This is a genomic window from Mycobacterium sp. NGS69, from assembly GCF_059812165.1.
In genome coordinates, this window is record NZ_JCALCD010000002.1 from 670,866 (window position 1) to 691,527 (window position 20,662).

The following is a 20,662-nucleotide window of genomic DNA, read 5'->3' on the forward strand; positions in this document are numbered from 1 at the left end:
CAGCGACCGCAAAATCGTATCGCCTTTTCGGCGGGTATGGACACCAATGAATTTCATTGCGGGGCCGGATTCAATGAGGTCGCGCGGTCCAAGCGAGTTAGTCGCGGGCGTCGGCGGTCGTAAACTCAGCGGGAACATCACGCCGATCGCCTACGTTAGGAGCATTGTGACGACACGCGATCTCACTGCGGCGCAGTTCAACGAGACCATCGAGGGCAACGACATCGTGCTGGTGGACTTCTGGGCCTCCTGGTGTGGCCCATGCCGCCAGTTCGCGCCGACGTTCCACGCGTCGTCGGAGGAGCACCCCGACATCGTCTACGCCAAGGTCGACACCGAGGCCGAGCAACAGCTCGCCGCGGCCGCTCAGATCCGGTCCATCCCGACGCTGATGGCCTTCAAGAAGGGCAAGCTGCTGTTCAACCAGGCCGGTGCGCTACCGCCGGCGGCGCTGGAGGACTTGGTTCAGCAGATCAAGGCGTTCGACGTGGACGCGGCCGAGGCCGCCCAATCCGAGCAGGCCTAAACGAGTTGCCGCTGCGGCGCGGCGACATCCCAAGGCGCTGCCGCGCTGACGCGGCCTTCGGCGACGCGGAGATAAATGGATTTCAGCGTCTCGAGGTAACGGGTGACGGATTCCCGCGCAACGGGATTGTCGGGGAAGAACACCATGGCGTGCGTCTCGTTCTCGTACCGGTTGACGCGCAAATCGAACCGCGCCGGAACCCCGCCGTCGTGGTGAATCTTGATGTTGGAGCCACCCCATTCCGCCTTGACGATGGTGGATAGGGGAGGGCTGCTGGCGTCGAGGTGGAACAGCAGGGGAACCCGCCCCTGGGGCATGCTCAGCCACGGCGCCAGCTCCAGCACCCGGGAAAACGGCACGTTCGCCAGGGCCTTACCAGAATCGAACGACTGCTGCGCGGCCCGCACGGCGGCACCGAACGATGACCCACCGACGGGAATGGTGATCGGGACGAAACCGGTGAACCAGCCGATCGTCAGAAACTCGGCCCGGGAACTGCGGGTGTCGCACGCAATCAGCCCGTAATACGTTTCGGCGCCGGTCAATTCGTATTGCGCGAGGCCGGCGGCGGCGAACACCCCGCCGCTGAAGCGGCCGCCCGCCGCGATGCACGCGGATTCGAAATCGGCCGTCTGTTGCTCGTCCATCAGCCGCAAGAACATCAGGTCGCAGGCCCCCGACCCGTCGCCGAGCGACACCGGGCATTCCGGCAGGGTGCCGTCATTCTGTTCGAAGAAGTCGACCCAGGCCTGCACCTGCGGGGACTCCAGCGTCAGGGCGGACGTGTACTCGTGTTGCTGGACACAGTAGTTCTCGTAGCTGCCCGGGGCCGGAAGGGCCGGCGGCGCACCGCCGGCCAGCAGCGATGTGTACATCAGATACAGCTCCATGCGCATCGCACCGAGGAACTGCGCGTCGATGTACAGATGGTCGATGGAAAAGCAGAAGGTGAAGTGATCCGCGCGCTGAATTACGGCAAAGCGGAAGCAGTCCCAGTCCAACGGGCTCGGCGTGGCCACGATGTGCTCGCGGAATTCCTCCGGCGTCATGTCGTGCTTGATCGGAACGCATTGAATGTCGGCGGGATTGGGAACGGTGTGCCTCAGGATCCGGTCGCCGTCGGCAAATTCGAACCAGCTGTGATATGTGTCGTGCCGCCGAAGGTGCGCGTTGATGACGTAGGTCAGCACCCGGATGTCGCAGCGGCCGGGCATGTCCCAGCTGCCGATGCACAGCCGCGACATGTCCACCCCACGGCCCGCGTGGTCGACGAAATTACGCAGGTGACGGGCTTGCTGATGGCTGGGAGGAACAGGGCTCGCCGGGGCCTGCCGGACCTTGGCGAGCGCGGCCGGCGAGGGATGCCAGCACACGATCGAGCCAGGCTCGGGCGACCAATCGTGGATGGCCCCGAACGCCTCTTCTCCTGGGATGAACACATTCCCTCCCTAGTCTGCCTCATCGCCTGGACACAGCGGATTCATAGCTCTACCATTTGCTTTGCCGAACGGCGTTCCTGCCTCCATTGGTCGGATTCGGTTGCGGGACAATATATTTGCGCGCCAATGCCCCTGCTGCTGTCGCCCGCGCAAGACATCTCAACGGGCGTAGCTGGCACGCGCCCAATGGTGGCTAAAGATAGCAGACCAAACCAAGCCACGTGCGGCGTTTGCACGACATTTAACGTACGGTCGCGTGCCGAGAAACGCGAGCTACGCGGTCGCGGTTCAATCGCCTGGAAGTGCGAACGCGACCCGGCCCGCTCGCGGTAGAGTCGCGCCCATGTGGGGCACGGTGCTGGCGTTGGCGCTGGTCGCGGGGGTGGACCCGGGGCGGATTGGGATCGCCCTGCTGCTGTTTTCGCGGCGACGGCCGGTGCTGCACCTCTTTGCTCTCTGGCTGGGCGGGGTGGCGGTGGGTGTCGCCCTGGCTCTGGGCGCCCTCGTGGGGCTGCACGACGTCGTGCTCGGGGTGATGGACCGGGTGGAGGTTGCCAGCTCGAGCTCCACGGCGGGGCAGATTCAGGTCGCGATGGGCCTGCTCGCGCTGGTGATCGCCGGCGCGATCGCGGTCGGCTTTTCGGTGCGCCGACCCGTTGCGGTGCCCGCCGGGGCTCCCCTGAACCGGGCCGAACCCACGGCTTTGTCCCGCGTGTCGACGCGCGCCGTACGAGCGCTGCGGTCCGGCCCGCCCTGGATCACCTTCCTGGTCGGGGTGGGGATAACGACCGACTTCCGCTACCTGGCGGCGCTCGCCGTGATCCTGGCCTCAGGGGCCGCCCTGGGCACCCAGGTCAGCGCGGCGGCGGCGTACACGCTGGTTGGCCTGGCGTTTGCCGAGGTCCCGCTGATCTGCCATCTGGCGGCGCCGGCGCGCACCGGCGCGATGATGTCGCGGGTGCACGACTGGGTGCAGGCCCGCAGGCGGGCGGTCCTCGGGGTCGCGGTGGCAGTGCTGGGGGTTTTCCTGATGACCACCGGCATGGGCCACGTCTGAGCCGGGGCACGCTACCTTTCTCGGGTGAGTCTGGTACTGGTAGAGCAACCGCGGCCCGGCGTCGCGCTGATAACCCTCAATCGGCCCGAGCGGATGAACTCCATGGCGTTCGACGTCATGGTGCCGCTCAAAGAGGCGCTGGAGAAGGTCACCTACGACAACTCCGTGCGCGTCGTGGTGTTGACCGGGGCGGGCCGGGGGTTCTCCTCGGGCGCCGATCACAAGTCCGCGGGCACGGTGCCCCACGTCGCCGGGCTGACCCGCCCGACCTACGCGCTGCGCTCGATGGAGCTGCTCGACGACGTGATCCTGGGGCTGCGCCGGTTGCACCAACCGGTGATCGCCGCGGTGAACGGCCCCGCCATCGGCGGCGGACTGTGCCTGGCGCTGGCCGCCGACATCCGGGTGGCCTCCACCAGCGCCTACTTCCGGGCCGCGGGCATCAACAACGGCCTGACCGCCAGCGAACTGGGCCTGTCGTACCTGCTGCCCAGGGCGATCGGGTCGTCGCGCGCGTTCGAGATCATGCTGACCGGCCGCGACGTCAGCGCCGAGGAGGCCGAGCGGATCGGGCTGGTGTCCTGTCAGGTGCCGGAGGCCCAGCTGCTGGACACCTGCTACGCGATCGCCGCGCGGATCGCGGCGTTCTCGCGGCCGGGAACCGAGTTGACCAAGCGCACGCTGTGGAGTGGGCTCGACGCCGGTAGCCTGGAGGGGCACATGCAAGCCGAAGGCCTAGGACAGCTCTTCGTCCGCCTGCTCACCGCCAACTTCGAGGAAGCGGTTGCCGCGCGCGCGGAGAAGCGGCCGCCGGTTTTCACCGACGAGAAATAGCCAGCACCCCAGGGAGTAGATGTGATCACGGCCACGGACCTCGAGGTCCGCGCTGGTGCGCGCATCTTGCTCTCACCCGACGGCCCGGACCTGCGCGTGCAGCCCGGCGACCGCATCGGGCTGGTGGGCCGCAACGGGGCGGGCAAGACGACGACCCTGCGCATCCTGGCGGGGGAGAGCCAACCCTACGCGGGATCGGTGGCCCAGATCGGCGAAATCGGTTACCTCCCACAGGATCCCAAAGAGGGCGATCTCGACGTGCTGGCCCGCGACCGGGTCCTCTCGGCGCGCGGGCTGGACGTCCTGCTCACCGACCTCGAGAAGCAGCAGGCGCTGATGGCCGAGGTCGCCGACGACGACGCGCGGGACCGCGCGATCCGTCGCTACGGGCAGCTCGAGGAGCGGTTCGTGGCGTTGGGCGGCTACGGCGCCGAGAGCGAGGCCGGCCGCATCTGCGCGAGTCTCGGCCTGCCGGAACGGGTGCTGACCCAGCAGCTGCGCACGCTGTCCGGCGGGCAGCGCCGCCGCGTTGAGCTGGCGCGCATCCTGTTCGCCGCCTCCGATAGCGGGGCGGGCTCGTCGACCACCTTGCTGCTCGACGAGCCGACCAACCACCTCGACGCGGATTCGCTTGGCTGGCTGCGCGATTTCCTGCGGGCGCACACCGGCGGGCTGGTGCTCATCAGCCACAACGTCGAGCTGCTGGCCGACGTCGTCAACCGGGTGTGGTTCCTGGACGCGGTGCGCGGCGAGGTCGACGTCTACAACATGGGCTGGCAGAAGTACCTGGACGCCCGGGCGACGGACGAGCAGCGTCGCCGCCGGGAACGCGCCAACGCCGAGCGCAAGGCCGCCGCGCTGCGCACGCAGGCCGCCAAGCTGGGCGCCAAGGCCACGAAAGCCGTTGCGGCGCAGAACATGTTGCGCCGCGCCGATCGGATGATGGCGGCGCTCGACGAGGAACGGGTCGCCGACAAGGTGGCCCGGATCAAATTCCCCACCCCGGCCGCGTGCGGGCGCACCCCGCTGGTCGCCAAGGGCCTTTCCAAGTCGTACGGGTCGCTCGAGGTGTTCAGCGGTGTCGATCTGGCCATCGACCGCGGCTCGCGCGTTGTCGTGCTGGGTCTCAACGGCGCGGGCAAGACCACGCTGCTGCGCCTGCTGGCCGGCGTCGAAACCCCCGACAGCGGGGGGCTCGAGCCCGGACATGGCTTGCGGATCGGGTATTTCGCGCAGGAGCACGACACGCTCGACAACGACGCGACCGTCTGGGAGAACATCCGGCACGCCGCGCCCGAGTCGGGCGAGCAGGAGCTACGCGGCCTGCTCGGCGCGTTCATGTTCAGCGGTCCGCAGCTCGACCAACCGGCGGGCACCCTCTCCGGGGGGGAGAAGACCCGGCTCGCGCTGGCCGGCCTGGTGGCGTCGACGGCCAACGTGCTGCTCCTCGACGAGCCCACCAACAACCTCGATCCGGCGTCGCGCGAACAGGTGCTCGACGCGCTGCGCAGCTACCTGGGCGCGGTGGTGCTGGTGACCCACGACCCGGGCGCGGCCGAGGCCCTCGACCCGCAACGCGTCGTGCTGTTGCCCGACGGCACCGAGGACTACTGGTCCGAGGACTACCGGGATCTCATCGAACTGGCGTGATTTCGCCGAATCGGCCCGCGGCCGACGACGGCTTCTTACTCTATGTGCTTGGGGATCGAGCCCGGAGCATGGAGGGGACCTTGAAGACCGCAGTGAGAAGGCCGAAGAAGACGCGCGAGCAGATGTTGCACGAACTGCGCAACGCGTACGAGGGCGGCGCCAGCATCCGCAACCTGGTGGCCACCACCGGCAGGTCCTACGGGTCGGTTCACAGCATGCTGCTCGAGTCCGGCACCACGCTGCGCGGCCGCGGCGGCCCCAACCACACTTCGGCCCGGCGCCAGTCCCCGCGGGCGTAGCGTCACTGCGAAATCACGTCCCCTTATTCGCAGTGGCGTTACGCCTGCGCCCCAGCTTCCTTGCGCCGCACCGACTTTTCCACCAGATCGAGGACCGCGGACAGCCGGCGCGGATCCTCGCCGGACGCCAGCCGGGCCACCAAGCCGTCGAGAACCAGCTCTAGGTAGCACTGCAGGACGTCGCCGGGAACGTCGTCGCGCACCCGGTGCGCCTCTTTCTGCCGGCGTAGCCGATCGGTCGTCGCCGCCGCCAGTTCGGCGGAGCGATCCGCCCAGCCCTGGCTGAACACGGGATCGTTGCGCAGCTTTCGCGCGATCTCCAGCCGGGTCGCGAGCCAGTCGAATTGGTCGGGCGCGGCAAGCATGTCGCGCATCACCTGGATCAGGCCCTCGCGGGACGCCACGTCGGCCATCCGCTCGGCGTCCTCGTGCGCCAGCGCGAAGAACAACGCGTCCTTGTCCCGGAAGTGATGGAAGATCGCGCCGCGCGACATCCCGATCGCCTTCTCCAGCCGACGCACCGTCGCCTTGTCGTAGCCGTATTCGGCGAAACAATGGCGGGCACCGTCGAGGATCTGGCGGCGGCGAGCCGCCAGATGGTCCTCGCTGACTTTTGGCACCGGCGGCCCGCGTTAGCCGGACTTGAGCATGTTGCGCAGCACGTACTGCAGGATGCCGCCGTTGCGGTAGTAGTCGGCCTCGCCGGGGGTGTCGATGCGCACCACCGCGTCGAACTCGATCGGGTCGCCACCCTCCTTGGCGGCCTTGACCTTCACCGTCTTGGGCGTCTTGCCGTCGTTGAGCGCCTCGATGCCGGTGATGTCGAAGACCTCGGTGCCGTCCAGCCCCAAGTCCCCGGCGGTCTTGCCCTCCGGGAACTGCAGCGGGATGACGCCCATGCCGATCAGGTTGGACCGGTGGATGCGCTCGAACGACTCGGCGATCACCGCCCGCACACCCAGCAGCAGCGTGCCCTTGGCCGCCCAGTCGCGTGACGAGCCCGACCCGTACTCCTTGCCGCCCAGCACCACCAGCGGAATGTTCTGTGCCGCATAGTTTTGCGCCGCGTCGTAGATGAACGCCTGCGGGCCGCCGTCCTGAGTGAAGTCACGGGTGTAGCCGCCGGCGACGTCGTCCAGCAGCTGGTTGCGCAGTCGGATGTTGGCGAAGGTGCCGCGAATCATCACCTCGTGGTTGCCGCGCCGCGAACCGAAGGAGTTGTAGTCCTTGCGGTCCACGCCGTGCTCGTCGAGGTACTGCGCCGCGGGCGTGCCCGGCTTGATGCTGCCGGCAGGGGAGATGTGGTCGGTGGTCACCGAATCGCCCAGCAGCGCCAGCACCCGGGCCCCGGAGATGTCCGAGACCGGCGCCGGATCGGCCGACATGCCGTCGAAGTACGGGGGCTTGCGGACATACGTCGAATCCGGGTCCCACTCAAAGGTGTTGCCGCTGGGGGTCGGCAGGTTGCGCCAGCGCTCGTCGCCCTTGAACACGTCGGCGTAGTTCTTGGTGAACATCTCCTGGCTGATCGCCGAGGCGATGGTGTCCGAGACGTCCTGCTGCGACGGCCAGATGTCTTTCAAATAGACATCCTTGCCCTCTTTATCTGTCCCCAGCGGCTGGGACTCGAAGTCGAAGTCCATGGTCCCGGCCAGCGCGTAGGCCACCACCAGCGGCGGCGACGCCAGGTAGTTCATCTTCACGTCCGGGTTGATGCGGCCCTCGAAGTTCCGGTTGCCGGACAGGACGGCCGCCACCGAAAGGTCGTTGTCGTTGATCGCCTTGGAGATCTCGTCGGGCAACGGGCCGGAGTTGCCGATGCACGTGGTGCAGCCGTAGCCGACCAGGTAGAAGCCGAGCTTCTCCAAATACGGCCACAAGCCGGCCTTGTCGTAGTAGTCGTGGACCACCTGGGAGCCCGGCGCCATCGTGGTCTTCACCCACGGTTTGGCGGCCAGCCCCTTCTCGACGGCGTTGCGGGCCAGCAGCGCCGCGCCCAGCATCACCTCCGGGTTGGAGGTGTTGGTGCACGAGGTGACCGCCGCGATCACCACCGCGCCGTGATCGAGCACGAACTCGCCGAGTTCGTCCGAGCGGACCGTCACCGGGCTGCTCACCCGGCCCTTCGCGTGCTTGGCGGCCGATTCCACCTTCGGGGCGTCGTCCGCGTGACCGTTCTCCAGCGCCCCCGGGTCGCTCGCCGGGAACGTCTCGTCGACGGCCTCGTCGAGCTTCGAGTAGTCCTTCTTGTCGGGGTCGTCGCCGACGTAGGTGGGAATCTGTTCGCGGAACGTGGATTTCGCGTCCGACAACGCGATGCGGTCCTGCGGGCGCTTGGGGCCGGCGATCGACGGCACCACGTCAGACAGGTCGAGTTCGAGGTATTCGGAGAAGGCCGGCTCGTGCTCGGGGTTGTGCCACATGCCCTGTTCCTTGGCGTACGCCTCGACCAGGGCCAGCTGTTCGTCGCTGCGGCCGGTGAAGCGCAGGTAGGAGATGGTCTCCTCGTCGATCGGGAAAATGGCTGCGGTGGAACCGAATTCGGGACTCATGTTGCCCAGGGTGGCACGGTTGGCCAGCGGCACCTCGGCCACGCCTTCGCCGTAGAACTCGACGAACTTGCCGACGACGCCGTGCTTGCGCAGCATCTCGGTCACCGTCAGCACGACGTCGGTGGCCGTGACGCCGGCCTGGATCTCGCCGGTCAGCTTGAAGCCGACGACGCGGGGGATGAGCATCGACACCGGCTGGCCCAGCATCGCTGCCTCGGCCTCGATGCCGCCCACGCCCCAGCCGAGCACGCCGAGGCCGTTGACCATCGTGGTGTGCGAGTCGGTGCCCACGCAGGTGTCCGGGTAGGCCACCCCGTCGCGGGTCATCACCACACTCGCCAGGTATTCGATGTTGACCTGGTGCACGATGCCGGTGCCCGGCGGCACCACCTTGAAGTCGTCGAAAGCGCCCTGGCCCCAACGCAAGAACTGGTAGCGCTCGCCGTTGCGCTGGTATTCGATCTCGACGTTGCGCTCGAACGCGTCGGGGCGGCCGAACAGGTCGGCGATCACCGAGTGGTCGATCACCAGGTCGGCGGGGGCCAGCGGGTTGACCTTGTCCGGGTTGCCGCCGAGGTCGCCGACGGCCTCGCGCATGGTGGCCAGGTCGACGATGCACGGCACGCCGGTGAAGTCCTGCATCACCACGCGGGCCGGCGTGTACTGGATCTCAATGCTTGGCTCCGCCTTGGGATCCCAGTTGGCGATGGCTTCGATGTGGTCCTTGGTGATGTTGCTGCCGTCCTCGTTGCGCAGCAGGTTCTCGGCCAGGACCTTGAGGCTGTAGGGGAGTTTCTCGGTATTGGGGACGGCATCCAGGCGGTAGATCTGGTAACTGTTGTCGCCGACCTTGAGGGTGTCGCGGGCTCCGAACGAGTTCACAGAATCAGTCACTTCAACTCCCAAGGATTAAGTTCTTCCGCCGACGGGCCATGTCGGCGGTGCGGTGTCACTTTAACAGTACGCTTGTCCTGTATTACGGCGGGGTGCCCGCCGTTCCAGTCTTGTCGCGCGCGGCGCGGGATTAAACCCCCAGCGGGCTGAGAGAATCCGCGCCTACGATCGCACTACAGTGTCGGCATGACCGGGCACTCGTTTCTGCCGCTCTACATTCCGGTGGACGTCGACATGACCGCGATCAAGGCTCAGGTCGCCGCCAACGGCGTCAGCGCGCCGCCGGCGGCCATGCCCGGGCTGATCGACGTCGTCAACCAGGCGCACGCCGACGGCATCAACCTCAAGATCGTCCTGCTCGACCACAACCCGCCGAACGACACCCCCCTGCGCGACATCTCCACCGTCGTCGGCGCCGACTATCACGACGCCACCGTCCTGACGCTGAGCCCGAGTTACGTCGGTACCTACAGCACGCAATTCCCGCGCGTCACGCTCGAGGCCGGCGAGGACAACGCCAAGACGGGCAACCCGGTGGTCTCGGCGCAGCATTTCCTGCACGAGCTGAATACGCCCGAGTTCCCCTGGACGGGGCTGACCATCTTCCTCCTGATCGCCGTGCTCGCGGCGGCCGTGGGTACCCGATTTCTGCAGTTGCGCGCCAAGCGCGCAGCAACGCCGGCCGGCGCGCCGGATCCGACGGCCGAAACGGCCGGCGACGCCCAGTAACGGCCCCTGACACGCGGGTCCGGCGCGAGCCGCCTCGTCGGGCCGTCGCCCGCGATTTCCAGCGGCAAACCTCGCAGGTCACCGTTCGGTCACATTAAACGCACGTCAAGAGTGCAGTTTGTGACGAGCGTTTCCACGGCGTCATATGTGACGTACGGTGCAAATGGTGCTCGTGTTGTTTATGGCGTTTTCAGAAAGGCCGTGCCTGGCGCCGCCCGTCCGCGTTGAGCCGTAGGAGACCTGCCGAATGAGACGTATGCGCTGGGCATCGTCTGCGCGACCGGCCGCCAGGCTGCTCCGGCCGGTCGCTCCGTCGGTGCTGAGCGTGGCCATGTTGATGTGCACTCCGGGTCTGGCCGACGCCGACCCCGCCGCCGACAGCATGGCCGCGTTGATCGCCAACGTCGCCAAGGCCAACCAGCGCCTGGAAGACCTGACCGCCGAGATCCAGACCGAGCAGGAGAGCGTCAACAAGGCGCTGGTCGACGTGGAGACCGCGCGCGACACCGCCACCGCCGCCGAGCACGACGTCGAGGCCAGCCAGCAGGGGGTCAAAGACGCCAACGCGGCGATCGCCGCCGCGCAGCACCGGTTCAACACCTTCGCGGCGGCCACCTACATGAACGGGCCGTCGGGCAGCTACCTGACCGCGACCAGCCCCGAAGAGATGATCGCGACCGAGAGCGCCGCCGAGACCCTGACCGCGAGCTCGCAGGCGGTAATGGACAAGCTGCAGCGGGCCCGGACCGAGCAGGTCAACAAGGAGTCGGCCGCGCGGCTGGCCAAGCAGAAGGCCGACAAGGCCGCCGCCGACGCGAAGGCGAGCCAGGACGCCGCGGTGGCCGCGCTCACCGATTCCAAGCGCAAGTTCAACGACCAGCGCGAGCAGGCCACCCGGCTGGCCGCCGAGCGGGACCAGGCCCAGGCGAAACTCGAAGCGGCCCAGCGCGAATGGTCTGCGGGGCATGGTGGATCCGCCGTCCCGCTCTCGGGTGACCGGTGGGATCCGGGGTCACCCGCCGGCGCCCCGCCCACCGGCGGCCGCCGGTGGGACGGCCTGTGGGACCCGACGCTGCCCATGGTGGCCAGCGCCAACGTCCCCGGTGACCCGATCGCTGTGATCAACCAGGTGCTGGGCATCTCGGCGACCTCGACGCAGGTCACCGCCGGGATGGGCCGCAGCTTCCTGCAGCAGCTGGGCATCCTCAAGCCCGACGACACGGGTATCACCAATGCGGCACCCGGCGGCACCGCCGGCCGCATCCCCCGGGTGTACGGGCGGCAGGCCACCGAGTACGTGATCCGGCGCGGCATGTCGCAGCTCGGCGTGCCCTATTCGTGGGGTGGCGGCAACGCGGCGGGGCCCAGCAAGGGCATCGACTCCGGTGCCGGGATCACCGGCTTCGACTGTTCGGGTCTGGTCCTGTACTCGTTCGCCGGCGTGGGCATCAAGCTGCCGCACTACTCGGGTTCGCAGTACAACCTGGGCCGCAAGATCCCGTCGTCGCAGATGCGCCGCGGCGACGTCATCTTCTACGGACCGGGCGGCAGCCAGCACGTGACGCTCTACCTCGGCGACGGCCAGATGCTCGAGGCCCCCGACATCGGTTTGAAGGTTCGCGTCGCGCCCGTGCGCACCAGTGGGATGACGCCGTATGTGGTCCGCTACATCGAGTGGTGACGATCGATTACTGAACGAGGAGCTATGCGCCGCAAACGGTTTCGCCTGACCAACCTGGCCTGCATCACCGCAATGGTGACCGGGCTGATGTTGTCTGTCGCCGCGCCGGCTCCCGTGGCCAGCGCCGACCCCGGGTGGGATCCCACCCTGCCGGCCACCATCAGCGCCGGCGCGCCCGGCGATCCGCTCGCCGTCGCCAACGCCTCGCTGCAGGCCACCGCCCAGGCCGCGCAGACCACGATGGACCTGGGCAAGCAATTTCTCGGCGGGCTCGGGATCAACCTGGGGGGCGACCCGGCGCCCACCGCGGCGACCCCAACCAACCCCGGCGGCAAGATCCCGCGGGTCTACGGCCGGCAGGCGATCGAGTACGTGATCAAGCGGATGGGTTCGCAGATGGGCGTGCCGTATTCGTGGGGTGGCGGTTCGCTGGACGGGCCCAGCAAGGGCGTCGGCGACGGCGCCAACATCAACGGCTTCGACTGCTCGGGTCTGATGCGCTACGGCTTCGCCGGTGTCGGGGTGCTGATCCCGCGGTTTTCCGGTGACCAGTACAACGCCGGGCGCCACATTCCCCCGGATCAGGCCCGGCGCGGCGACCTGATCTTCTACGGGCCGAACGGCGGCCAGCACGTCACCATGTACCTGGGCAACGGCCAGATGCTGGAGGCGTCGAGCCTCGCCGGCCACGTCACCGTCAGCCCGGTGCGCAAGCCCGGCATGACGCCGTTCCTGACTAGGATCATCGAGTACTGATCGCAGGCCAGGTAGCCGCGGCGTCGACGGAAACCGGCAGGCCTGGAATAGTTGGTCCAGGGCACGTCGCTGCCCGGCAGTCGTGTCCGTTTTGAGCGTGGAGGGTTCTTGATGACATCAGCAGGTGGGCCGCCCCCGGGCGCCAGCAGTTACCCGGGCCAGGGTGGTCCCTCCGGCCCTCCTGCCCACGAGGCGCCCCCGGGTGGCGGTAACGGCCTGGCCGCCGAGGTCCACACGCTCGAGCGGGCCATCTTCGAGGTCAAGCGCATCATCGTCGGGCAGGACCAGCTCGTTGAGCGCATGCTGGTCGGCCTGCTGTCCAAGGGGCACGTCCTGCTCGAGGGCGTTCCCGGCGTCGCCAAGACGCTGGCCGTGGAGACGTTCGCGCGGGTGGTCGGCGGGTCGTTCGCCCGCATCCAGTTCACCCCCGACCTGGTGCCCACCGACATCATCGGTACCCGCATCTACCGGCAGGGCAAGGAGGAGTTCGACACCGAACTCGGCCCGGTGGTGGTCAACTTCCTGCTGGCCGACGAGATCAACCGCGCGCCGGCGAAGGTGCAGTCGGCGCTGCTGGAGGTCATGCAGGAACGCCACGTTTCGATCGGCGGCAAGACCTTCCCGCTGCCCAACCCGTTCCTGGTGATGGCCACGCAGAACCCGATCGAGCACGAGGGCGTCTACCCGCTGCCCGAGGCCCAGCGCGACCGCTTCCTGTTCAAGATCAACGTCGGCTACCCGACGCCGGAGGAGGAGCGGGAGATCATCTACCGGATGGGCGTCAAGCCGCCGGTCCCCAAGCAGATCCTGAACACCGGCGACCTGCTGCGGCTGCAGGACATCGCGTCCAACGTCTTCGTCCACCACGCGCTGGTCGACTACGTGGTGCGGGTCGTCACCGCCACCCGTAACCCCGAGCAACTCGGCATGAACGACGTCAAGACCTGGGTCTCGTTCGGCGCGTCACCGCGCGCCTCGCTGGGCATCATCGCCGGCGCCCGCTCGCTGGCGCTGGTGCGTGGCCGCGACTACGTGATCCCGCAGGACGTCGTCGAGGTCATTCCGGACGTGCTGCGGCACCGGTTGATACTCACCTACGATGCGCTCGCCGACGAGATCTCGCCGGAGATCGTCATCAACCGGATTCTGCAGACGGTGGCCCTGCCGCAGGTGAATGCCGTTCCGCAGCAAGGTCATTCGGTCCCCCCGGTGATGCAGACCGTGGCGGCTAGCGGTCGGTGACCGACCCCCAGAAGCCCGCGGTGCGTCATCCGCCATCGTTCGAGCGCGGGCAGATCGACGACCCGAAGCTGTCGGCGGCGCTGCGCCAGCTCGAGCTCACGGTCAAGCGCAAGCTCGACGGCGTGCTGCACGGCGATCATCTCGGCCTGATCCCGGGGCCGGGCACCGAGCCGGGGGAGTCGCGCGAGTACCAGCCGGGCGACGACGTCCGGCGGATGGACTGGGCCGTCACCGCGCGGACCATGCACCCGCACGTCCGGCAGATGATCGCCGACCGCGAACTGGAGACCTGGATGGTGGTCGACATGTCGGCCAGCCTGGACTTCGGTACGACGGTGTGCGAAAAGCGCGACCTGGCGGTGGCCGCCGCGGCGGCGATCACCTTCCTCAACAGCGGCGGCGGTAACCGGCTGGGCGCGATCATCGCCACCGGCGCGACCATCACCCGGGTCCCGGCCCGCTCCGGGCGCCAGCACGAGCAGACGCTGTTGCGCACCATCGCCACCACGCCGAAGGCGCCGGTGGGGGTGCGCGGCGATCTGGCGACCGCGATCGACGCGCTGCGCAGGCCCGAACGCCGCCGCGGAATGGCCGTCATCATCAGCGACTTCCTCGGCCCCATCAACTGGATGCGCCCGCTTCGGGCGATCGCGGCCCGCCACGAGGTGCTGGCGATCGAGGTGCTCGACCCGCGCGACGTCGAGCTGCCCGACATCGGCGACGTCGTGTTGCAGGACGCCGAAACCGGCGTCACCCGGGAATTCACCATTGACGCCCAGCTGCGTGACGACTTCTCCAAGGCGGCCGCGGCGCACCGCGCGGAGGTGTCCCGCACCATCCGCAGCTGCGGGGCCCCGGTGCTGACGCTGCGCACCGACAGGGACTGGATCGCCGACATCGTCCGCTTCGTCGAGTCCCGCCGGCGCGGGGCGCTGGCGGGCCGGCAGTGACACTGCCCCTGCTGGGCCCGATGACGCTGTCGGGCTTCGCGCACGCGTGGTTTTTCCTTTTCCTCTTCGCGGCGGTCGGGCTGGCCGCGCTGTACATCGTGCTGCAGTTGGCGCGGCAGCGGCGGATGCTGCGGTTCGCCAACATGGAACTGCTGGAAAGCGTTGCGCCGCAACGCCCCTCGCGCTGGCGACACCTGCCGGCGATCCTGCTGGTGCTGGCGCTGGTGCTGTTCACGATCGCGATGGCGGGGCCGACGAACGACGTCCGGATTCCCCGCAATCGCGCGGTGGTGATGCTGGTGATCGACGTGTCGCAGTCGATGCGCGCCACCGACGTCCCGCCCAACCGCATGGCGGCCGCGCAGGAGGCCGCCAAGGCGTTCGCCGACGAGCTGACCCCGGGGATCAACCTCGGCCTGATCGAGTACGCGGGCACCGCGACCGTGCTGGTGTCGCCGACGACCAACCGGGAGGCGACCAAGAACGCGCTGGACAAGCTCCAGTTCGCCGACCGCACCGCCACCGGGGAGGGCATCTTCACCGCGTTGCAGGCGATCGCCACCGTGGGCGCGGTGATCGGCGGCGGCGACACGCCGCCGCCCGCGCGCATCGTGTTGTTCTCCGACGGCAAGGAGACGATGCCGACCAACCCGGACAACCCCAAGGGCGCCTTCACCGCCGCGCGTACCGCCAAGGACCAGGGGGTGCCGATCTCGACGATCTCGTTCGGAACCCCCTACGGGTTCGTCGAGATCAACGATCAGCGCCAGCCCGTACCCGTCGACGACTCGACCATGAAGAAGGTCGCCGAGCTCTCCGGCGGGAACTGGTACAACGCCGCGAGCCTGGCCGAGCTGAAGGCCGTCTACGCGTCGCTGCAGCAGCAGATCGGCTACGAGACGATCAAGGGTGATGCCAGCTCGGGCTGGCTGCGGCTGGGTGCGCTGGTTCTGGCGCTCGCGGGGCTGGCGGCGCTGCTGATCAACCGGCGATTGCCGACCTAGTTTTGGCGCGTACCTAACCGGGCTGCGATTTCCGGCTGCGGATTTCGCCGTGTGGTTAGGTTCGCCGCGCACGCGCCCGGGCGACGCGGCGGACTATGTCATCCGGGTGATCTTCGGCGACGACTCTCACCACGATCCACCCGTAACGCTCGACCATCTCGAGCCTGCGGATGTCCTTCACGTATTGATATCGGCTGGATCGATGCTGGTCGCCGTCATACTCCGCCGCGACCTTGAGATCTTCCCAGCCCATGTCCAAATAGGCTTCTGCCCAACCCCATTCATTGCGGACTGCGATCTGTGTCTGCGGACGCGGAAATCCGGCGCGAATGAGCAGCAGGCGCAACCAGGTCTCCTTGGGCGATTGCGCACCGCCGTCAACCAGTTCGAGCGCGGCTCGTGCTGCTTTGATGCCACGTCGGCCCCGGTAGCGATCGACCAATTGCTCCACGTCGGCCATTTTCAGATGGGTTGCCTGAATGAGCGCGTCGGTCGCGGCGACGGCGGGATCTAGCGGGAAACGACTGACCAGGTCGAGTGCCGTCCGCTCTGGTGTGGTCACGCGCATACCTTCGACGACGCAGACTTCGTCGGCCTCGATGCGGTCTTCCCAGATTTGCACGCGCGGTTCGCGGCGGGCGTTGGTGTCGATGATCGCGGCGGGAAGACTAGCGTTGATCCACTTGGCGCCGTGCAGCGCAGAAGCCGAGTAGCCGGCCAGAATGCCGCGGCGGCGCGAGCGTAGCCACAACGCTTTCGCGCGCAATTGCGCCGTCAACTCCACATCGCGGGGCACGTATACGTCTTTGTGCAGCGCGACGTACCGACTGCGCAATTGGTAAGGCGTCAGCGTGCCCGCAGATAGGGCTTCGCTGCCGAGAAAAGGCTCGATCATGGACGAAGTCTGCTGCGCGTTACCGACATCACTGCGCGAGTCGAACCGCACTGCGAAAAGCCACCCCGAAAATCGCGGCCAGGTTAGGTTCGCGGCAAGAGCGAGGCGATTTCGGGCGTGCCGCGGTCAGACGATAGGTTGACGGGGTGACTGACACAGCCACCGAAACCGCCACGGATGCCCCCGCTGGCAAGCCTCCTTTCGTATCCCGGTCGGTCCTGGTGACGGGCGGAAACCGGGGGATCGGTCTGGCGATCGCACAGCGGCTGGCGGCCGACGGGCACAAGGTGGCCATCACGCACCGCGGATCCGGAGCGCCCGAGGGGCTGTTCGGCGTCGAGTGCGACGTCACCGACAACGACGCCGTCGACCGCGCCTTCAAGGAGGTCGAGGAGCACCAGGGCCCGGTCGAGGTGCTGGTGTCCAACGCCGGCATCTCCAAAGACGCCTTCCTGATCCGGATGACCGAGGAGCGGTTCACCGAGGTCATCAACGCCAACCTCACCGGGGCGTTCCGGGTGGCCCAGCGGGCGTCGCGCAGCATGCAACGCAAGCGGTTCGGCCGCATCATCTTCATCGGGTCGGTCTCCGGCATGTGGGGCATCGGCAACCAGGCCAACTACGCGGCCGCCAAGGCCGGCCTGATCGGCATGGCCCGCTCGATCTCCCGCGAGCTGTCCAAGGCCGGCGTGACCGCCAACGTGGTCGCCCCCGGCTACATCGACACCGAGATGACGCGCGCGCTGGACGAGCGGATCCAGGCGGGCGCACTGGAATTCATCCCGGCCAAGCGGGTCGGCACCGCCGAGGACGTCGCCGGGGCGGTCAGCTTCCTGGCGTCCGAGGATGCGGGCTACATCGCCGGCGCGGTCATCCCGGTCGACGGCGGCATGGGCATGGGCCACTGAGTAGAAGGACGGATATGGCAGGACTGCTCGAAGGCAAACGGATTCTGGTCTCCGGGATCATCACCGACTCGTCGATCGCGTTTCACATCGCCAAGGTCGCCCAGGAAGCGGGGGCGCAGCTGGTGCTGACCGGATTCGACCGGTTGCGCCTGATCCAGCGCATCGCCGACCGGCTGCCGGAGAAGGCGCCGCTGATCGAGCTCGACGTGCAGGACGAGAAGCACCTGGCCACGCTGGCCGAGCGGGTGACGGCCGAGATCGGCGAGGGCAACAAGCTGGACGGCGTGGTGCACTCGATCGGCTTCATGCCGCAGACCGGGATGGGCATCAACCCGTTCTTCGACGCTCCGTACGAGGATGTGTCGAAAGGCATTCACATTTCCGCCTTTTCGTACGCCTCGCTGGCCAAGGCGCTGCTGCCGATCATGAACCCCGGTGGCTCCATCGTCGGCATGGACTTCGACCCGTCGCGCGCGATGCCGGCCTACAACTGGATGACGGTGGCCAAGAGCGCGCTGGAGTCGGTCAACCGGTTCGTGGCGCGCGAGGCAGGGCCTTACGGCGTGCGGTCGAATCTCGTTGCGGCCGGCCCGATCCGGACGCTTGCGATGAGCGCGATCGTCGGCGGCGCGCTCGGCGAGGAGGCCGGCGCCCAGATGCAGCTGCTCGAGGAGGGCTGGGACCAGCGCGCACCGATCGGCTGGAACATGAAGGATCCCACACCTGTCGCCAAGACGGTGTGCGCGCTGCTTTCGGAGTGGCTGCCGGCCACCACCGGCACCATCATCTACGCCGACGGCGGCGCCAGCACCCAGTTGCTCTAAGCGCCAATGGATTTCGACGCGGTCCTGCTGCTGTCCTTCGGCGGTCCGGAAGGGCCCGAGCAGGTGCGGCCCTTCCTGGAGAACGTCACCCGGGGCCGCAACGTGCCGCCCGAGCGCCTGGATGAAGTCGCCGAGCACTATCTGCATTTCGGCGGCGTGTCGCCGATCAACGGCATAAACCGCGCCCTGATCGCCGAGCTGCGCGCGGAACTGGACCTGCCGGTCTATTTCGGCAACCGCAATTGGGGGCCCTACGTCGAGGACACCGTTGCCACCATGCGCGACAACGGCGTTCGCCGTGCCGCGGTGTTCACCACGTCGGCGTGGAGCGGATATTCCAGCTGCACGCAGTACGTCCAAGACATCGCCCGGGCGCGCCGGGTGGCCGGGCCGGGCGCGCCCGAATTGGTGAAGCTGCGGCCCTATTTCGACCATCCGCTTTTCGTCGAGATGTTCGCCGGCGCCGTCGCCGCCGCGGCCGAGACCGTGCCGGAGGGCGCGCGGCTGGTCTTCACCGCCCATTCGGTCCCGGTGGCCGCGGACGACGGCTTCGGCCCCCGGCTCTACAGCCGCCAAGTCGCCTATGCCACAAGGCTCGTCGCTGCGGCCGCCGGCTACACCGACTACGACCTGGCCTGGCAGTCGCGCTCGGGACCGCCCCAGATCCCGTGGCTGGAGCCGGACGTGGGCGACCATCTGGCGACGCTGAGCGCCAAGGCCGTCATCGCCTGCCCGATCGGGTTCGTCGCCGACCACATCGAGGTGGTGTGGGACCTCGACCACGAGTTGCGATTACAGGCCGAGGCCGCGGGCATGGCCTTCGCCCGCGCCGCAACTCCCAACGCCGACAGGCGATTCGCCCGGCTGGCCGCGGACCTGATCGACGAGCTGCGCCACGGCCGGGCGCCGAATCGGGTGGACGGAACGGATCCGGTGCCCGGCTGCCTCGCCAGTGTCAACGGCGAGCGGTGCCGGCCGCCGCACTGCGCGGCGCGGGTAAGCAAGGACTAATCGGCCCAGGCCGAGTGCAGGATCGCGTCGACCGCGGCCATCCGCGCCGAACGCACCACCGTGGTCAGCGGGCGCAGCGCATCGGTGGCGATCTGCGCTTGCGACGACGACTGGGTGATCCCCGCGGCGATGCGGTCCGCGGGGGAGTCGGACCGGCTCAGCCCGGCGCTGACGGCGATGATGGCGTCGACGTGCGCGGCGTTCTCCAGCACCCGCAGCGCGCGAGACGGCGCATGCTCGGGAATGCGGTGCTGCCGTGCAGATTCCAGCAGCTGCTCGACGAGCCCGCGCGGGTCGTCGACGTCCGATGCGGCGCCCATCCCGATGGCGCCGAGCGCATCCGCGGCCGAGCGCACGGCGGACCGCAGCGCGTACTCCGCGTCGCCGAGCTCGTACGGGTGGGGCGGCGCCGCGCCGGGCAGCGAGTACACCGTCCAGGACAGCGCGCACAATTCGTCCAGGCTCGCGTCGTCGGGCCCGTCCAGATCGCCGTAGCTGAACTCGGGGACCAGCCCGACGGCGGAGGTCGGATCGTCGGGGTTGGTGATGATGACCGCCTCGCCGGCCGCGAGCGCGTCGCTCTCGAACTGCGTTCCCGCCGCCAGCCCCCGCACGTCGCCGGGCACCGGCAGAACCAAGTTGATCGTCCCCCGCAAACGACCGGGCCGCGCGGAGGGCGCCGAAATCGCCGGCCGGCCAACCGCCGCGCGCAGGGTTTGCAGCAGCGTGACCGTCCCGGCGTCGTGGACATCGGGCCACGGCAGTCCCGTGTGCCCGGCGGCGACGGCATCATACGCGGTGACCGATTGCTTTGGCGCCCAAAGAGATAACGCGTCCAACACATCGTCGGGCGCGGCCTTTCCCGCGAGCCAGGCGTTGGCCCACAGGGACAGCGAGACACTCGGACACCACATGATCTCGGAGTGTAGTTGTTTGGTCCGGCAAAGGCGGATTACGCGTATTCTGACCGCATGCCCGCCGCGGTGATTTGGCTCATATTCGCGCTGGTGCTTGCCGGTGCGGAGGCGCTGACCGGCGACATGTCCCTGTTGATGCTTTCCGGCGGCGCGCTGGCCGCCGCGGGCAGCACTTGGCTGCTGGGCTTGCCGATCTGGGCCGACGCGGCGGTGTTCGTGGTCGTCTCCGTGCTGCTGCTGGTGTTGGTGCGGCCGGCGCTGCGGCGGCGGCTCACGCCCGCGAAGGGGTTGCCGACCGGCATCAAGGCGCTCGAGGGCAAGAGCGCGCTGGTCCTGGACCGCGTCGCGCGAGACGAGGGCCAGGTGAAGCTGGACGGTCAGGTATGGACGGCCCGGCCACTCAACGACAACGATGTCTACGAACCCGGCGACCGGGTGACGGTCATGCAGATCAATGGCGCCACCGCGGTGGTGTTCAAGGACATGTAATCGCT

20 protein-coding genes are annotated in these 20,662 nt (G+C 68.2%); 15 read left to right on the forward strand and 5 right to left on the reverse strand.

The features are described from left to right. The first annotated feature begins 166 nt into the window (after positions 1 to 166). Positions 167 to 526, forward strand: a complete 360-nt coding sequence (trxA, locus tag AC5Y2S_RS08555) for a thioredoxin (protein WP_499902118.1) — start codon at positions 167 to 169, stop codon at positions 524 to 526. On the opposite strand, the gene AC5Y2S_RS08560 is transcribed toward trxA, so the two are convergent. Beyond that, positions 523 to 1,965 (reverse strand): condensation domain-containing protein, encoded by a 1,443-nt coding sequence (locus tag AC5Y2S_RS08560; protein WP_499955417.1) that lies wholly within the window; start codon positions 1,963 to 1,965, stop codon positions 523 to 525. The two genes, trxA and AC5Y2S_RS08560, sit on opposite strands and share 4 nt — an antisense overlap. 343 nt (positions 1,966 to 2,308) lie before the next feature. Between AC5Y2S_RS08560 and AC5Y2S_RS08565 the strand changes: the two genes are divergently transcribed. The 4 genes from AC5Y2S_RS08565 to AC5Y2S_RS08580 all read left to right on the forward strand — a co-directional run bounded on the left by AC5Y2S_RS08565 (position 2,309) and on the right by AC5Y2S_RS08580 (position 5,805). Next, a complete protein-coding gene (locus AC5Y2S_RS08565; RefSeq protein WP_499955419.1) occupies positions 2,309 to 3,022 on the forward strand; it encodes a GAP family protein in 714 nt (237 codons plus the stop codon). 24 nt (positions 3,023 to 3,046) lie between these two features. Continuing rightward, positions 3,047 to 3,856 carry an enoyl-CoA hydratase gene (locus AC5Y2S_RS08570; RefSeq protein ID WP_066929503.1) on the forward strand — a complete coding sequence of 270 codons (810 nt, stop codon included), beginning with the start codon at positions 3,047 to 3,049 and terminating at the stop codon, positions 3,854 to 3,856. A 21-nt stretch (positions 3,857 to 3,877) separates the two neighbouring features. Beyond that, positions 3,878 to 5,506, forward strand: coding sequence for an ABC-F family ATP-binding cassette domain-containing protein (locus tag AC5Y2S_RS08575; RefSeq protein ID WP_499902114.1), 1,629 nt, complete (start codon positions 3,878 to 3,880; stop codon positions 5,504 to 5,506). 92 nt (positions 5,507 to 5,598) lie between these two features. Beyond that, positions 5,599 to 5,805, forward strand: coding sequence for a helix-turn-helix domain-containing protein (locus AC5Y2S_RS08580; protein ID WP_499902617.1), 207 nt, complete (start codon positions 5,599 to 5,601; stop codon positions 5,803 to 5,805). 38 nt (positions 5,806 to 5,843) lie between these two features. Here the strand turns inward: AC5Y2S_RS08580 and AC5Y2S_RS08585 are convergent, their stop codons facing one another. Beyond that, on the reverse strand, positions 5,844 to 6,425 hold the full coding sequence (locus AC5Y2S_RS08585; RefSeq protein ID WP_499902113.1) for a TetR/AcrR family transcriptional regulator: 582 nt from the start codon (positions 6,423 to 6,425) through the stop codon (positions 5,844 to 5,846). A 12-nt stretch (positions 6,426 to 6,437) separates the two neighbouring features. Further along, positions 6,438 to 9,251, reverse strand: a complete 2,814-nt coding sequence (locus AC5Y2S_RS08590) for an aconitate hydratase (RefSeq protein ID WP_499955421.1) — start codon at positions 9,249 to 9,251, stop codon at positions 6,438 to 6,440. Between the two features lie 186 nt (positions 9,252 to 9,437). Here AC5Y2S_RS08590 and AC5Y2S_RS08595 point away from each other — a divergent pair, with 186 nt between their 5' ends. From AC5Y2S_RS08595 to AC5Y2S_RS08620, 6 genes are all read left to right on the forward strand, one after another. Then, complete coding sequence (locus AC5Y2S_RS08595) at positions 9,438 to 9,980, forward strand: Rv1476 family membrane protein (RefSeq protein WP_499955423.1); 543 nt, start codon at positions 9,438 to 9,440, stop codon at positions 9,978 to 9,980. Positions 9,981 to 10,227: 247 nt separating this feature from the next. Then, positions 10,228 to 11,661, forward strand: coding sequence for an NlpC/P60 family peptidoglycan endopeptidase RipA (ripA, locus tag AC5Y2S_RS08600; RefSeq protein WP_499955425.1), 1,434 nt, complete (start codon positions 10,228 to 10,230; stop codon positions 11,659 to 11,661). Between the two features lie 24 nt (positions 11,662 to 11,685). Then, positions 11,686 to 12,417, forward strand: a complete 732-nt coding sequence (gene ripB, locus AC5Y2S_RS08605; RefSeq protein ID WP_499955427.1) for an NlpC/P60 family peptidoglycan endopeptidase RipB — start codon at positions 11,686 to 11,688, stop codon at positions 12,415 to 12,417. A gap of 111 nt (positions 12,418 to 12,528) precedes the next feature. Further along, on the forward strand, positions 12,529 to 13,659 hold the full coding sequence (gene moxR1 / locus AC5Y2S_RS08610) for a chaperone MoxR1 (RefSeq protein WP_499955429.1): 1,131 nt from the start codon (positions 12,529 to 12,531) through the stop codon (positions 13,657 to 13,659). Further along, positions 13,656 to 14,609: a DUF58 domain-containing protein gene (locus AC5Y2S_RS08615; RefSeq protein ID WP_499902107.1), complete on the forward strand. Its 954-nt coding sequence runs from the start codon at positions 13,656 to 13,658 to the stop codon at positions 14,607 to 14,609. The genes moxR1 and AC5Y2S_RS08615 overlap by 4 nt, the downstream gene beginning before the upstream one ends. Beyond that, positions 14,606 to 15,613 carry a VWA domain-containing protein gene (locus tag AC5Y2S_RS08620; protein ID WP_499902106.1) on the forward strand — a complete coding sequence of 336 codons (1,008 nt, stop codon included), beginning with the start codon at positions 14,606 to 14,608 and terminating at the stop codon, positions 15,611 to 15,613. The genes AC5Y2S_RS08615 and AC5Y2S_RS08620 overlap by 4 nt, the downstream gene beginning before the upstream one ends. Before the next feature lie 55 nt (positions 15,614 to 15,668). Here the strand turns inward: AC5Y2S_RS08620 and AC5Y2S_RS08625 are convergent, their stop codons facing one another. After that, complete coding sequence (locus tag AC5Y2S_RS08625) at positions 15,669 to 16,508, reverse strand: type IV toxin-antitoxin system AbiEi family antitoxin (protein ID WP_499955431.1); 840 nt, start codon at positions 16,506 to 16,508, stop codon at positions 15,669 to 15,671. Positions 16,509 to 16,654: 146 nt separating this feature from the next. Between AC5Y2S_RS08625 and fabG1 the strand changes: the two genes are divergently transcribed. From fabG1 to AC5Y2S_RS08640, 3 genes are read left to right on the forward strand one after another with little or no spacing between them, the layout of a single operon-like run. Continuing rightward, positions 16,655 to 17,416 (forward strand): 3-oxoacyl-ACP reductase FabG1, encoded by a 762-nt coding sequence (fabG1, locus tag AC5Y2S_RS08630; RefSeq protein ID WP_499955433.1) that lies wholly within the window; start codon positions 16,655 to 16,657, stop codon positions 17,414 to 17,416. 14 nt (positions 17,417 to 17,430) lie between these two features. After that, positions 17,431 to 18,240: an NADH-dependent enoyl-ACP reductase InhA gene (gene inhA / locus AC5Y2S_RS08635; protein ID WP_499881827.1), complete on the forward strand. Its 810-nt coding sequence runs from the start codon at positions 17,431 to 17,433 to the stop codon at positions 18,238 to 18,240. A 6-nt stretch (positions 18,241 to 18,246) separates the two neighbouring features. Continuing rightward, positions 18,247 to 19,251, forward strand: a complete 1,005-nt coding sequence (locus tag AC5Y2S_RS08640) for a ferrochelatase (RefSeq protein WP_499955435.1) — start codon at positions 18,247 to 18,249, stop codon at positions 19,249 to 19,251. Here AC5Y2S_RS08640 and AC5Y2S_RS08645 read toward each other — a convergent pair. Next, the gene (locus tag AC5Y2S_RS08645) at positions 19,248 to 20,165 is read right to left on the reverse strand and encodes an Rv1486c family protein (protein WP_499955437.1); all 918 of its coding nucleotides are present in this window, start codon (positions 20,163 to 20,165) and stop codon (positions 19,248 to 19,250) included. The two genes, AC5Y2S_RS08640 and AC5Y2S_RS08645, sit on opposite strands and share 4 nt — an antisense overlap. A gap of 57 nt (positions 20,166 to 20,222) precedes the next feature. Between AC5Y2S_RS08645 and AC5Y2S_RS08650 the strand changes: the two genes are divergently transcribed. Beyond that, complete coding sequence (locus AC5Y2S_RS08650; protein ID WP_499902102.1) at positions 20,223 to 20,657, forward strand: NfeD family protein; 435 nt, start codon at positions 20,223 to 20,225, stop codon at positions 20,655 to 20,657. Positions 20,658 to 20,662: the final 5 nt, after the last annotated feature.

Bases quoted from the DNA above. Each gene is read 5' to 3' on its own strand.
- AC5Y2S_RS08565 (WP_499955419.1), top strand. From the start codon at position 2,309: ATGTGGGGCACGGTGCTGGCGTTGGCGCTGGTCGCGGGGGTGGACCCG.
- AC5Y2S_RS08595 (WP_499955423.1), top strand. From the start codon at position 9,438: ATGACCGGGCACTCGTTTCTGCCGCTCTACATTCCGGTGGACGTCGAC.
- ripA (WP_499955425.1), top strand. From the start codon at position 10,228: ATGAGACGTATGCGCTGGGCATCGTCTGCGCGACCGGCCGCCAGGCTG.
- ripB (WP_499955427.1), top strand. From the start codon at position 11,686: ATGCGCCGCAAACGGTTTCGCCTGACCAACCTGGCCTGCATCACCGCA.
- moxR1 (WP_499955429.1), top strand. From the start codon at position 12,529: ATGACATCAGCAGGTGGGCCGCCCCCGGGCGCCAGCAGTTACCCGGGC.
- AC5Y2S_RS08625 (WP_499955431.1), bottom strand. From the start codon at position 16,508: ATGATCGAGCCTTTTCTCGGCAGCGAAGCCCTATCTGCGGGCACGCTG.
- inhA (WP_499881827.1), top strand. From the start codon at position 17,431: ATGGCAGGACTGCTCGAAGGCAAACGGATTCTGGTCTCCGGGATCATC.
- AC5Y2S_RS08640 (WP_499955435.1), top strand. From the start codon at position 18,247: ATGGATTTCGACGCGGTCCTGCTGCTGTCCTTCGGCGGTCCGGAAGGG.
- AC5Y2S_RS08645 (WP_499955437.1), bottom strand. From the start codon at position 20,165: ATGTGGTGTCCGAGTGTCTCGCTGTCCCTGTGGGCCAACGCCTGGCTC.
- AC5Y2S_RS08650 (WP_499902102.1), top strand. From the start codon at position 20,223: ATGCCCGCCGCGGTGATTTGGCTCATATTCGCGCTGGTGCTTGCCGGT.